Source organism: Vibrio nigripulchritudo ATCC 27043 (assembly GCF_000222685.1).
Taxonomy (GTDB): domain Bacteria; phylum Pseudomonadota; class Gammaproteobacteria; order Enterobacterales; family Vibrionaceae; genus Vibrio; species Vibrio nigripulchritudo.
In genome coordinates this window covers 1-14,067 of sequence record NZ_AFWJ01000034.1, presented here as the reverse complement: position 1 = coordinate 14,067, position 14,067 = coordinate 1, and the positions used below count along the sequence as shown (strand labels likewise).

At 45.4% G+C, this 14,067-nt stretch carries 9 protein-coding genes; 3 read left to right on the top strand and 6 right to left on the bottom strand.

Translation table 11 applies throughout. The features are described from left to right. The 6 genes from RH89_RS04700 to RH89_RS04675 all read right to left on the bottom strand — a co-directional run. On the bottom strand, positions 1-641 hold a 641-nt coding region (locus RH89_RS04700; protein ID WP_004399771.1), incomplete at its 3' end, for a L,D-transpeptidase scaffold domain-containing protein. A gap of 108 nt (positions 642-749) precedes the next feature. Then, positions 750-1,841 (bottom strand): DUF1513 domain-containing protein, encoded by a 1,092-nt coding sequence (locus tag RH89_RS04695; RefSeq protein ID WP_004399770.1) that lies wholly within the window; start codon positions 1,839-1,841, stop codon positions 750-752. Next, complete coding sequence (locus RH89_RS04690) at positions 1,822-2,889, bottom strand: imelysin family protein (protein WP_004399769.1); 1,068 nt, start codon at positions 2,887-2,889, stop codon at positions 1,822-1,824. The genes RH89_RS04695 and RH89_RS04690 overlap by 20 nt, the downstream gene beginning before the upstream one ends. A gap of 12 nt (positions 2,890-2,901) precedes the next feature. Then, entirely contained in the window at positions 2,902-4,287 is a 1,386-nt protein-coding gene (locus RH89_RS04685; protein WP_004399768.1) for a di-heme oxidoreductase family protein, read from the bottom strand. A gap of 67 nt (positions 4,288-4,354) precedes the next feature. Next, complete coding sequence (locus tag RH89_RS04680) at positions 4,355-5,614, bottom strand: imelysin family protein (RefSeq protein WP_004399767.1); 1,260 nt, start codon at positions 5,612-5,614, stop codon at positions 4,355-4,357. Between the two features lie 162 nt (positions 5,615-5,776). After that, on the bottom strand, positions 5,777-6,373 hold the full coding sequence (locus RH89_RS04675; RefSeq protein ID WP_004399766.1) for a GTP cyclohydrolase II: 597 nt from the start codon (positions 6,371-6,373) through the stop codon (positions 5,777-5,779). Between the two features lie 872 nt (positions 6,374-7,245). Between RH89_RS04675 and RH89_RS04665 the strand changes: the two genes are divergently transcribed. The 3 genes from RH89_RS04665 to RH89_RS04655 all read left to right on the top strand — a co-directional run. Further along, positions 7,246-11,655, top strand: a complete 4,410-nt coding sequence (locus RH89_RS04665) for an ATP-binding protein (RefSeq protein WP_004399764.1) — start codon at positions 7,246-7,248, stop codon at positions 11,653-11,655. Further along, complete coding sequence (locus RH89_RS04660) at positions 11,652-12,944, top strand: response regulator (RefSeq protein WP_004399757.1); 1,293 nt, start codon at positions 11,652-11,654, stop codon at positions 12,942-12,944. The genes RH89_RS04665 and RH89_RS04660 overlap by 4 nt, the downstream gene beginning before the upstream one ends. A 14-nt stretch (positions 12,945-12,958) precedes the next feature. Further along, positions 12,959-14,067: EAL domain-containing response regulator (locus RH89_RS04655; protein ID WP_004399752.1), on the top strand; the 1,109-nt coding region annotated here is incomplete at its 3' end.

The window sequence follows — 14,067 nt, the reverse complement described above, 5'->3', positions numbered from 1 at the left end:
ACGTCATAACCTAGCACCTGCAGGCGATTAAGCAGCACCCGTTTGTGTGACAGTACATCTCCTTTGCGGGTGAAGCGCTTTTTCTGGCTGTAGTCGCTCAAATAGACGTTTAACCAGGGTTTCAGCTCATAGATAGCGGTTACATAATCAGAATACAGTGGCGATTGAGGTTTCAACCCTTCAATGTATTCAACCAACGAATCGGACATTACTGCGTTATAAAAGGTCTCAAAGCTAGAACCTGATGGAGTGGGCAGCATGGCTGGAACTCGTCCACCAAAAAACCAGCCCTTTCCCATAGACTGTGAAAGCTCGGTATAGCTGATGTAACTCAACAAGGTGTCTGTCGCCAGCACGTCGTATTCCTGCCAGCGATTGTGATATCGCGCTTCTTTTAGCGTCATCAAACGTTTATAGAAAAGCTCACTCACATCAGACAGAGCAAGGTGTTCAAGCTGCGTTTCGAAGGCTTCAATCGCGTCGTACTGAAACCAGATAGGCTGATATTGATACTCGTGATAAAGCGCGGTAATGACAGGTTGGTGAGCCAGAGGTGTATGAGCTGGTGTTGAGCTATTCACCCAGGTTGTGGCGTAGTAACTGTTAGCGCTGGAAACCAGTGGAAGCATAGCTATGATCATGAAATAAAAGTATTTCCTTAACCTCATAGCCCGCTCCCTGGATCATAGTTACTAATAAATGTATTCCTAAAGTATGGCAAAAATTGCAGCAAAAACTTGTATCGTTTATTAGATTATCGCCGACCAGTGGTTATCCCAATGAATACCTGATGAATATTTTTTTTCAACTCCAGCTAAAGAATGGGAAACCACCCTTCCCACACCTGAGCTAATTTTGAAAGAATTATCATTCACAACAACACCTGACGCATCAGGCAGAGATTCAATTTCCAGCAGTTCACCCGTAGATAATTGCCAGATACCATAACAATTTCCTCGTGGAGAGGTGGCAAGCACCCAATCCCCTGTGGCGGCGATGCTAGCAATGTAATGGTTGAATCTCGCCCATTGTTCTGGTTCAGCTTTGAACTCGACCATTGGTTTCCCCATTTGGTGAGCAGCTAACAGTGCTGGATAATCGTCTGGCGATCCGCGATATTGCTGACCACAGAAAACCATACCTTGGCCATTATGTGCAAGATGGCGAATACTCAGTTTATTGTCGGAAAGCGACACTTGTTCCAATACTTTTCCGGTAGAGGACAAATATGTCAGAGTTGGAGACATGGTTTCAAGATTCATCGGTGTTCTTCCATTGGTATGAACACCACCGACTCCAATCGCCAGATCACCAGTCGGAAGCATGATGACCTCGTGAGGACCCAGCCCAAATCCGGTGAATTCCTCTACTTTCTGGTAGCTATTTTGAACGTCGTATACACCGATAATCCCGCGGCTTGTTCCTCTTTCCCCCTCTGTCGCATAAAGCCAGCGACCATCCGGAGAATAAACACCGTGACCGTAAAAATGACGATTAGGACCCGATGAAACGATGGGTTTTGCTGCGCCGCTAACGAAATCAAACGGTTGGAAAAATGTCCCCGGTCTGCGACCGAATGCCACTGCCGTACTTCCAGCGCGGTGAATGGCAATGCCATGTCCACGGGCAGGCAAAGTGAGTTGATGGATGGGGTTACCGTTGATATCGGCAACCGTTGCAAAGAACTTATCCCGACCCAGAATAGAACAACCAATCAGAGCTGGCGTATTTTGCTGGCTGGAAGTGGAAGCGCACCCAAAAGATAAAAAAGGCGCTGAAGCGCCAAATAAGGCTGCTTTAAGCAGCCTTCTTCTTGTTTGATCAGTCACCATCTGTTGCATTAAACCCTACGACGACACCCAATTCGATTGCGACCTCTTCATGGATGAGATATTTCAAATGCTCAAGCTTGTTGAACTGCGCTAATACGTTTCTGTAGCCTTCTTTCGATTTCAGCATGGCAAACATGCTGGACTCTTCTGGCCACGTATCCAACGTTAAATCAAATTGCTCCACAATGCTGTCTGCTAGCTGAATACGTCCTCTGTCTCTCAGCTCTTTATCTAGCCCGTAGCCATGCGCTATATAAAGCGCTTTCATGGCTTCAACATTGGCTTTTAAGTTCGAGAGGGAGGTTTCAGAGCGCCATGATTCGGCAAAGTAAGGACGAGGCTTCCCGACTTTCGCCAGAGGGCGGCTCATTTTTTTCATGCTGTACTCAAGCTGATTAGACAACAGGCTGAGGTACTCGGTACGCCATTTCTTGCCGTCCAGAGTTTTCCATGGGTTTGCCTGCCATGCGTCAGCAATGTTATCGGACTTGTCTGCGATATTCTGGCTGATAGCCAACCCGCTATCACAAGCCTTGATCTTGTCTTTATGGATAGGAGACGCCTTGTCATACAGAAGCCATTCCATTGAGCCTAGCCCCTGAACCGTAACGCTCATTTGCGATAACTCATTGGCGGACCATGCTTTATCGGCTTTAACCAGTGTCGACATTTTCCGACCCGTGGTGTTTTTCTTATCTGGCCAGAATTGCATATTCCAGCTCTCTTTTAACGCATTTTCAGGACCGCGTTCTTGCCCCTGAAGCGCCATCCAACGGAGCATGGTGCTGTGCCACGCTGACTTCAGTGAGTCCTCTGTAAGATCTTCCGAACCACAGTATTGCTGCCAAATTAACGCCTGTTGCTGCGCTTCTGCCAGCAATAGAAATGCGGCTTCTTTCTCAACATCATACACCGCTTCACTGATGTGAAGGTTGGTATATTGCTTGTTTTCAGGTAACTCACCACCACTTTGAACGGCAATTTCCTGTGGCATTTGTGCATCGTTCGACTGACAGCCGACCAGAGCCAGAAGGCAAAGGCTTAACGTTTTCTTCATACGTGGCTCCTGTTACAGCGAGTTAAGAAACGCCACCAGCGCCTCTCGCTCTTTTTTGGACATGTTCAATACATTTTCTTGCGCGGGTTTTGCCTCACCACCATGCCAAAGCACGGCTTCCAAAACGTTACGTGCTCTTCCGTCGTGCAGCAAGTTCGTGTGACCGTTGACTTCTTTGGTGTAACCCAGACCCCAAAGTGGCTGAGTACGCCATTCACGACCATTTGCCAGATACTCTGGGCGGTTGTCGGCAAGCCCTTCCCCCATATCATGCAATAACATATCCGAATAAGGGTGAATAATCTGCTCTGATAGTGCAGGTAAGCGATCATTTTTCGCCGTTTTAATGTTCACAGCGTGACAAGACTGGCAACCCGCTTCAGCAAACTTGGCCTGACCCAGCTGAACCTGAGGGTCTCGGGTATTACGACGAATTGGAACGGCAAGATGCTGAGAGTAAAATTCAACAAAGTTTAAAATCTTTTCGCTCACTTCCGGTTTGCCACCGTGAGGAAGGTCATTACAAATGGATTGGTTTTCAGTGCAGTTCTCGACTGGAAACAGTGAACTGGTCAGTCCCAAATCGCCATTGAATGCTGCGGCATTTTGCTGCATCAGGTTAGGTTGACCTGCTTTCCAACCGAATCGACCAAGCGCAAAGCCTTCTGCCTGAACATCCCAGACCCTGTTCACTTTTCCAGAAATGCCATCTTTGTTTTTATCTTCAGGATCTGCCATGGCAAGAATCGTTTCTTCAGGAATGGCTTCAAGCAATCCAAGCCCAATCATGGGTGGCGCGACACGTGCCGAGAATTGAGTGTCCGGGTGCATCTCTCCGTAGTTCAAATTTGTGATCGTCAAGTTAGGCTTACGAAGTGTTACTTGTGCGCCATCTTTAAAAGTAACCACCACATCAGAATAGGTAATATTCACTTTGCCTTCTGGCTTGGCATCTGGGAGAGCGAAATCCTGAAGCTGACCGCCGTATGTTGGTTCGGGGATAACGCCATTCATAATGAAGGCTTTCTTCTGCTCAGGCGTCATGGCTGGAATGCTTAACCTGACCAGCATGGATACCGCGTGCTCGTCACCCTCTTCTGGGGGATGCCCTCGCCCATCTTTGATATGACAGTTTTGACAACCGTTGGTATTAAACAGTGGTCCAAGGCCGTCTCTCGCATCGGTTGATGCAGGTGCCTGAACCCAGGGGTTACGGAAAAAACTGTTACCGACACTGAAATCTAAACGCGATGTCATGGGCAGGTTGTTGGCAGGTAAAGAAAAGGCATTCGAGCCATCTTTCTTCACACTGGTGTTACCACCCGACTTGGTATCGTACGCAAAGACGCTCGTTGCGATTAGGCTTGAAACAATGGTAGGAATTAGAAACTGCTTCATTCTTGGCTTTCTCAAGTGTAAAAAGGGCTCATAAAGAGCCCTTGGATTTTATTATATTTTTATGCGATTAAAACTCGTGGTCAGCAGTGTCTGGGTTCAAGCTATCAATACCAATGATGCTCGCTGCACGCTCAATTGAGCCAGTTTGTGCGACAAGCGACATGATGGTGTCATTCACCAAAGCATTACCTTGAGAGTTATTCGCAGCAATCAGCTGATCAAAGTGCTGATTGTTTTTCTCAGCAGATACAACTAGCTGACCAACCTGCGCACGAGCGCGGTCAAACTGCTTCTGAATTTCTTTAGCTGCTTGTTTGTCTTTCTGCTCTACTAAGTCGTAGATGCTAGGACCAGATAGAAGCTGACCATTCTCACGCTTGTACAGACCAGTAAATACGTTGTAGATACCTTGTTCGTTGTAGTAGTGAGAGTTGTGAGTGTTGTCTGAGAAGCAATCGTGCTCGTCTTCAGTAGAGTTGGCTTCAAGTGCTACTTTCATACGCTCACCAGCAAGCTCACCCAGAGAAAGTGAACCCATTCCGAACAGCATTTTACGCAGACCGTTATTAGCAGATTCAGACAACAGTTCTGTACGGTAGTTACCCGCCTGACTTGGTGCCCACTGACCTTCCATCCACTCTAGATCTTGGATAAGAAGTTGAGACGCGGCTTTCAGGTATTCACGGCGACGGTCACAGTTGCCATTGGTACAGCCTGAACCATCAATAAAGTCTGTGTATGAACGCTCACCCGCACCCGAGTTTGTGCCATTCAGATCTTGTCCCCATAGAAGGAATTCGATGGCGTGGTAGCCGGAAGCAACGTTTGCTTCTGAACCACCAATTTCATTCAGGTCTGCAATCAGTTGAGGGGTGATCTGGCTTGCATCTACAACCTGAGAGCCAACCTGGATTTTGCTGTTTGCTACGATGTTAGCCTGAGCACCTTCATTACCCAGTTCGTACTGGTAATCAGAAGATACGTAATCAATCAAACCTTCATCAAGTGGCCATGCGTTCAGCTGACCTTCCCAATCGTCAACGATGGCATTACCAAAACGGAAAACTTCCGTCTGCTGGTAAGGTACACGAGAATCAATCCAAGCTTGACGAACAGATTCCAAAGAGGTTTTAGAAGGGTTAGCGAGGAACTGGTCAATGGATTTGTCAAGTTTCTTAGCCGTATAAGTTGCATCAGAAAATACTGCGTGAGCAAGATCGGCATAGTGGGTTACGACTTGGCTTTTGGTTACTGCTGCGAAAGAAGCTGCGCTAGTCACGAGGAGTGAAGCTGCGACGGCACGAGCAACGAAACGTTTTGAGATCATGGAAATCGTCCTTGTTGAGCGAAATATTATCTGTAGTAATAGTGCTAATTATTATCATTTGCACCTTGATTGCGATCATACAAAGTTACAATTTAAATACAAGCAACAAAAACAAAAAAACCCCACAATCGTGGGGTTTTATTCAAATAAATAATAAATCTATCACAAATCTAACAGGTGCTTACCATGGGAGACTTTAGCTTTTAGGTAACTCTCGTTTCCATTCTTGATATGAGCATGGGTATTAACCACTTCTTCAATCTCAATACCGTGTTCCTGAAGCTCTTTGATCTTTTTAGGGTTGTTAGTGATCAGGCGAATCTTAGGCACATTCAATGCTTTAAGCATTTGTGCAGCTTCAGTGAAGTCACGAAGGTCATCACCAAATCCCAGATGATTATTGGCCTCATAGGTGTTCATGCCTTCGCTTTGCAAGCGGTAAGCGTCAATCTTGTTGTACAGACCAATGCCACGCCCTTCCTGTCGAAGGTAAAGAAGAATTCCGCCGTATTCACCCATCTTCTCAATCGTTTCATCCAATTGCTCACCACAATCACAACGCGAAGAATGGAAAACATCGCCAGTTAGGCACTCAGAGTGCATTCGAACTAGTGGTGTTTCCCCGGTTTTATCTGCTGATTTGAAAATGACTGCGACGTGCTCTTTGTCTGTTTTCAATCCATGAAAAGACAATAATTCTGCATCGATGTGACTTTTGGAACCAACTTTTAGCTCTATTCTGGCTCGTACTTCCGCCATAACCCTTCCCATTTGAATTAAGCGCTTTACTGCACTTTTATATTAGCTCTATACATTGTATGACAGAGGTGCTCTGACTACTAGATGGGGATACGAGATAGGATAATCAAGCGATCACTCGATCCGTCTCTAGTACATAATTGTTATAATGTAACATTTAATTCAAAGAGGGCTCAAGCCCGTTTGGTAGCGCCTGAAAAAAGAAAAGCTCGCTAAATGCGAGCTTTCAAGAGTCGGAGTTGTAACGCCTCGATTCAGTGCTGTTCCTTCTGCCACAAAATAAGCTGAACCCATAGATTTTCGAGTTCAGACAGTTCTTCTTTTGTTAACACTGATAAAGTGGTTGCAGAACCTGAGCACGGAGATTGCGTAACAGCCGCATTGTGAATCTTATTTTGAAAGATTTGCCGTAAATTGGAGATTGTTGGTTCCACAAACATCGTCCCTTGGTGAGAAGCGTTTTTTCTATATAACTACAATAATTTATAAGAATGATAGTAACATTTATTATACAGTACAAGCCACGTTTAGCAGTTTTTCTGGCTTAATGTCACAAAAATCCAAGCGCCACACTGAGCTAATAAAGAAAAAATCAAAAACTTCATAACCTTACAGCTTTATAACCATCAAAAAAGCGTTACTATCGATTACATTGACAACAAAAATGTTATGCAAGCAATTATGATTGAGCTAATTAATAAAACATAGAGCTTATCAAGAAGTTATGCATTGGCCCCCTCCTGACCATTCTATATTCATCATTGATATTGTTTTGAAAACTAAACAAAGTTAACACCTTGTTTAACCGGGTAAATATCGAACCTGTTTCATTTTTTTTAAACTTTAATCGATTGCGATTACTGAGAATAAAAATGAAATTCGTCACATACATCCTATCTCTGTTCAGCATATTGGTCTTGAGCTTGCCAATAAAAGCAGAACTGACAGAAGAGAAGCGATATTCCTACACCGTTAATATTGGTGTGTTGAAAGAAGACTTTGCCCCCTACTCTACAGTGAAGAAAGGTGAAGTGACTGGACTCTTGCCCAGTATCATTAACGAATTTCAGTTCTACGTTAACCGCAACATACATTTTGTCCCGTACGACAACGCCACGGATCTATATGACGCGTTGTTAAAGGAGGAAGTGGATGCCATCACTGCTCACGGGGCAAATTATCGGGACGTAGCACTGTCATTCACCAACCCTATTGTTTCTTCGCGTCAGATTGGATTGTCTCACGAACAAATTGGCTTCTATCATGAGCTAAATGGTCGGGTTCTGTCGTATGTGAGGCAGTTTGGTAATGAGTCCTACCTGAAAGATTTGTATCCATCCTCCCGCCTTTTGCCATCCGAATCCGTCAGCGATGCCATCTACAAAGTGGCAATGGAAGTCTCTGACGCGACGGTTGGCGATGGCTTAATGCTTTATCAGCAGTTGCAAACCGGTCCTTACGCCGATTTTCTTTCTATTTCTCTGTTTGATGATTTGCCAGTTCAAAGTCATTTTCTGGCGACTAAATCCACTAACACCCAGTTAGTTGAAGAATTTAACCGAGCCATCAACAGCTTTCGCCGCAGTTCCCGTTATAAGGGAATACTTAAAAACTGGCTGGATGAAACACAAGAACGCTTTCTATTAGTACAGAACGATACTCTAGCTCTGACAGAAGCTGAACAGAAATGGCTTGGAACCCATCCCAGTGTGCTGGTAGTCACCAGAGGGAATTCGAAACCTATTGATTTTTATTCAGCCAACCTAGGTCACCAGGGGATATCAGCAGAGATTCTTCAGGAGATTGCCCTGATTACTGGGCTGAAATGGGATTACATCAATCTGCAAACATTGAATGAAGATGAACTGGACTACCACCATTCTAATACCAAACCTCTGATTCACGCTGCTGCCAGCATCAAACAAGAAAAGTACGCCGATCATCTGTTCTCTCGTCCCTACATGCAGGAGCCTTGGGTGGTCATAGGGCGAAGCGAAAATTACACAGCGGGGCTGATGTTCTCGGAGCTTGATGGAGCCACGATAGGTACTGTGGACGATACCGTTGGAGTTGATGTTATTCGTGAGTATTGCCCGACCTGTAACATCAAGCTATTCAAAACCGACGACGAAGTATTAGAAGCACTAGACAACAAACAGTTAGACAATGCTGTGATGTCACTGTTTATTGCTTCCCCTAAGCTGCAAAGCCAGTATGCGGGGCAATTGCGCGTGGTAAGCCTGCTGAATAAAGAAAGTGAAGTACCCGTCTCTTTTTCGGTTGAGCACGACCAGCAGCTTCTTATCAACATCATCAATAAAGCTCTTAGTGCAATTCCACCTAGCCGTATTCAGGAAATTCAGAAAAAGTGGCGTAACGCAAACTACGAAAGTGGGGTGAAAACGCGTGACGTGTTATACGGTTTACTGTCCGTTGCGGGTATCGCTGGCTTTATCATCTTGGTGATAATGGCATGGAACTGGAAACTCAAGAAAGAAGTATTCAACCGTAAAAAAGCCGAAGAAGATCTGAAAAAGCGAGTCAATTACGAACGCTCTCTTCTTGATGCGATCCCCTTCCCTATCGTGGTTCGGGATGCCAACGGCATCATCCAGAGTACAAACAAAGCTGCAAGCGATCTGAAATACCTGAGTTATCTGACGGAATCTCTGGTTAACAACAAGGATGAAGACAACCTCATTCTGAGTGGTTACTCTCTTCCACGCCTAGAGAATGAAGTGATCATTGATGGCGCAGAGAAACATTACGCTTACTGGAAATGCCCTTATGTCACGCCTGATCATCAGATCGACGGCACAGTGACCATTTTGGACGACATTACTGAACTCCATTTAACGCGAAAACGCGCGAAAGATGCCGAGCAAAGGGTTCAGAAACTGGCTGATAATGTTATCGGCGCGGTACTTCAACACACTCAGAGCAAGCAAAACCTCCATTCCATACAATTTACTTTTGTTAGCGCCGGAATCTCAGATCTGATCGGCATTGAATCTGAACAGTTGATGGTATCTCCGCGCACTTTTTTCAGCCCAATGAGGCAGAAGGACAAAAAAGAGCTGATCAAATGTGTGCGTCATGCGCTGGACGAAGGCTTTATGTCGCAAGATGTTGGCTTAGTCATTGATGGCGAAGAAAAATGGTTACACATTCAGAGCAAAATCACTGAGACAGAAGACAGCTATATCTGGAACACGGTTCTCACTGACATTACCGAGCTAAAACAACAGCAAAAGGAACTAAGAGAAGCCCGTCAGAAAGCCATTTCAGCCACAGAGGCAAAATCGCGATTTCTGGCGAATATGAGCCACGAGATCCGCACCCCAATTGGCGGCATCATCAGCTTGCTGGAACTGTGCGAGCAGTACTCAGTTGTGGATGAAGTAGAGAAGATTCACACCAGCCTTTCGCAATCGGCAAATAACCTGCTGCACATTGTGAATGACATTCTGGACTTTTCAAAAATAGAAGCAGGGAAACTGACGTTGAGCCCACAGCCCTGCGTTTTTGAGTCGCTGATCATTCGTATCACTCAGTTGCAGGCCAGACATGCGCAAGCAAAAGGGCTGAAATTCGCACTCTGGCTAGACCCTGCCCTTGCTTATCTGATTAGCATCGACGAAGTCCGGTTGGGACAAGTTCTGAATAATCTCCTCAATAATGCGGTGAAATTCACTGAGCATGGAACGGTAAGACTCTCCGTCAGTTTGGTCGAAGAATTCGATCAAAAACAAACCATTATGATGCGCGTGATCGACAGCGGGATCGGGATTGAAAAAGACTCGCTCAAAGGGTTGTTTCAACCTTTTGTTCAGGCAGATGAAGGCACTACTCGCAAATTTGGCGGTTCCGGGCTTGGGTTAACCATCAGCAAGCAGCTCATCAACCAGATGGGTGGAGACATTGCCGTCAGCAGTCAGATCGGATCTGGTTCGCAGTTTAAAGTCATGCTGCCTGTTGATGTCATCGAACGTGCTGAAGAACTGGATAAATCGCCACTCCAGGGGTTAATTATCAACGACTTCTTCCAGTCAGAAGAGCTGTGTACTTACCTTGAAAACTGGAACATAACCGCCAGCCGTGGAGAAACCCAAAGCCGAGATAAGCTGGATTTCTTAATCAGCAAACATCAATGTGAATTGCTATTTATTTCAGACGTTGATTACAACCAACTCCAGTTAACGGAAGAGTGGTGGAAGGCTCATCACAGTAATGTCCGTTGCTTAGTGCTTTCGGATAAAGGGATGCTCTCCCCTACTCCGCAAGACAACCATTGGTTACTGTCTTCGAACCCGATTATTCCATCTCAGCTTAAGCATTGTATAGATTCTGATCCGGCACGAAACGATGCTGATTTGGTGATCGAGAATATTGAAGACAGCGCTCCCCTTCAAACACGAGACGAAGCAATTCATTCTGGTCGCTTAATTCTGATTGCCGAAGACCACCCGATCAATCGACAGGTCATCGCCAGCCAGCTCAAGCAGCTCGGTTATCACGCAGATATCTTTGTCGACGGGAAAGAAGCTTATGACGCATTCCAGAAGCAAAACTATGGTCTGATCATCACAGATTGCCATATGCCAGAAATGGATGGGTATGCCTTAACCAAAGCCATTAGAAAACTTGAAAGTCAGGAAAGCCTGATCCGCACACCGATCATCGCGTTAACCGCCAACGCCATTCAGGGCGAAAAAGAAAAGTGCCTAGAGCTTGGTATGGATGACTTCCTGTCTAAACCGACCAAGATGCCTGTAATGGATGAAGCCATTGCGAGGCTACTTCCACCAGTGATTGACCCGCCCAATACCGATTTGGAGCAGGGGGAAAATGAAGAGGAATCTGAGCTTGATTTCGGATTCTTAGATTTTTCAGATACGGAACTTCAAGAAAGTACCGAGCCTGAACACACTGTGGCTTTGCAGTCAGATAACGGCCCATCAGAGATGATTAACGTACAGAAAGTATGTGACATTTTCGGGGATATGGAGATCGCCAAGCAGATCATTAAAGAGTTTATTACCAGCCAGAACAAAGATATGGACGAACTGAACTCCGTCTTGTCTCGCAATAGCCACGCCGACATCAAACAGGTAACACACAGAATGAAAGGAGCAGCCAGAATGCTTGAATGCCAGCAGCTTTCAGAAGCGCTTGCTCGCTTTGAAGAGGCAGCAGACAAAGAAGATGAACACCTGTATTCAGAACTGTTTTCAGAGGTGAGAAGGCTCACCGATAGGCTCAATGAAAGTGAGCTTGCATGATGAACTCAATCTCAAACAAAAAAGTCCTGCTTATCGATGACTGTGAACTGATTCGGGGCACTTCAAGAATCATGATATTGAAATTGGGGTTTCAGGCAGAAAACATCTTCATGTGTGCGACCGCAAAACGAGGATTACAGCTCTGCAAAGCTCACGATTTTGATGTCGTCATCATCGACCAAAATCTTGGTGAAGGTGCAAGTGGTCTAGACTTTCTTAAAGCGCTACACATTCAGCAACTCAGACAATCCCATACCATTATCATCGTGGCTACTGCGGACAACTCTTCGCTTGTAGTTCAGAGGTTTTCACAGTATCGACCCAATTCGTATATTGTTAAACCACTTAGGATGGACTCACTCACCGCCAGCATACAGACTAATCTGGAGATACAGACACTGAGTGCTCGCGCTTGCGAGGAATACCATCGGTCTGGCATCAACGGGTTTATGACGTCACTGCGCTCCACGTCATCACCTAAAAAGGTCGCTCACGTAATAGAGCAATTTGCGAGCAACGAGAAAGCCACCCTGCAGCATCGTTTAATGGTTCTTCAGGCTTTCTACAAATCACACCCCACTCCCAAGCTAGGGCTGGGTTATGCATTTCTTTTGTTGCAAGACCAGCAAGTCAGTCGGGCGAATGATGTTCTCACCGAAATTAAACAAAAGAGTGGCATTCAGGCAGCCGAATATTTCCCGCTGGAACTGGCTATTTTGCTGGCGCAGGGAAAAGTTAAGGAAATCAGAGCCAAGCTGGTTTCTCTGGCTGAGGAAAAATCTCCTGATTCAAACGCCCTGTCATCTGCGTTGTGGCTGACTCATCAGAAACCGGAGTTATTAGACTCGGCAACCCTTGCCAAGATCAAAACAGCAATAACTCAGGATCTTTGGTTCGATGAAGAACACAAGCTCCTGCTTTGTTCTTTGCTGGCAAAAGGCAATTGGAACAAGGCAAAACTCCTATGGGATTCCACACCTTTAGCTGTCAATAACCGATTTTCCGACGTTTACAAAACCCTGTTTGCCACCTGGAGTAAGCATAAAATGGGTGAGAAAGATGACAAATCTCTCAACAGCCTGTTGAGTTCTCCAATGCTGGAACATTCTCCGTTAGCCAACCTATACCTAGCCGATCTTCTTGCTCACTCATCTAATGACAATGAACTCAACAAAACGCATCAACGCATTAACCATAACAGCAAAAAGGTCTTATGCTTTTTTAAAAGGCTGATGATTATGCAAGCGATCAATAAGCACTCTAAAGAAGAAGCCATCCAGCTTGCATAGTTGTAGGAGTCAGTATGGATAGACACGTATTAATAATCGAAGACCATGATTTCCAGAGAAAATTCTTACATCTCCAATTGGAAAAAGCCGGTCTTAACCATATCTCGTCCGTTTCCTGCGGTACTGAGGCTTTGGAATACATTGGTAAGCATCATCCAAACTTGCTTATCTGCGACCTAAACATGCCAACTATGGATGGTGTGGAGCTTTTACAAAAACTGGGAGAACAAAACTACCGCGGTGATGTGATCATCTCCAGCGCGCAAAATGAAATGGTGATTAACGCGGCAAACAAAATGTGCATCCAGTATGGTCTCAATTTGATTGGGCAGATGGAAAAGCCAGTAACAACCGAAAAGCTGGCTAACCTTTTGAACCAGACTGCCTCTTTAAGTACGAGTTCAGCTTCTTCTCAGATAGAGGTCACCGAGGCGCAAATCCGTCAGGCGGTGGAAAATCATGAATTTGAGCTTTATTACCAACCACTCGTCAACTTTAAAACGGGTGACTGGCAGGAAAGCGAAACGCTCATCCGCTGGAATCATCCCGATTATGGTGTGCTTTCCCCATTTTTCTTCTTAGATAAGGTTCAGCAATTGGGCTTGCTGCCTACGGTTGCCCTTCAAACTCTGAATCAGGCAATCAGAGACTTGCCTTATACCGAGTTTCGCCGTTTTGCATTTAACATTACCGCCAATGAGTTAATGAATGAGCAATTCACGAACCACCTTTTGCAGCTCATAGAAAGCAACACTCTCTCCCCAACTCACGTCCGGCTGGAACTGACCGAGTCCGATGTGGTGCAGAATCTTGGTCGCGCACTGGCTTCCGCCACTCGAATCTGTATGAAAGGGATCACACTGGCAATTGACGATTTTGGGACGGGATATTCTTCTCTTAAGTTACTGGAAGATCTCCCTTTTTCAGAACTGAAGCTAGACGTGGATTTCGTTAAAAACGTGAACCACAACCGTTCCTCCAGAGCCATCGTGGAAGCCAGTCTGTTTCTGGCAGAAAAACTGGGATTTGATACCGTCGCGGAAGGGATTGAGGACCAAAAACTATGGGCCACCATGCAAAGTTTGTCTGAGGTAAATGGGCTCGCACAAGGCTTTTTTTGTAG

Coding starts and splice junctions, on each gene's coding strand:
- RH89_RS04695 (WP_004399770.1), bottom strand. CDS start 1,841: ATGCAACAGATGGTGACTGATCAAACAAGAAGAAGGCTGCTTAAAGCA.
- RH89_RS04680 (WP_004399767.1), bottom strand. CDS start 5,614: ATGATCTCAAAACGTTTCGTTGCTCGTGCCGTCGCAGCTTCACTCCTC.
- RH89_RS04675 (WP_004399766.1), bottom strand. CDS start 6,373: ATGGCGGAAGTACGAGCCAGAATAGAGCTAAAAGTTGGTTCCAAAAGT.
- RH89_RS04665 (WP_004399764.1), top strand. CDS start 7,246: ATGAAATTCGTCACATACATCCTATCTCTGTTCAGCATATTGGTCTTG.
- RH89_RS04690 (WP_004399769.1), bottom strand. CDS start 2,889: ATGAAGAAAACGTTAAGCCTTTGCCTTCTGGCTCTGGTCGGCTGTCAG.
- RH89_RS04685 (WP_004399768.1), bottom strand. CDS start 4,287: ATGAAGCAGTTTCTAATTCCTACCATTGTTTCAAGCCTAATCGCAACG.
- RH89_RS04660 (WP_004399757.1), top strand. CDS start 11,652: ATGATGAACTCAATCTCAAACAAAAAAGTCCTGCTTATCGATGACTGT.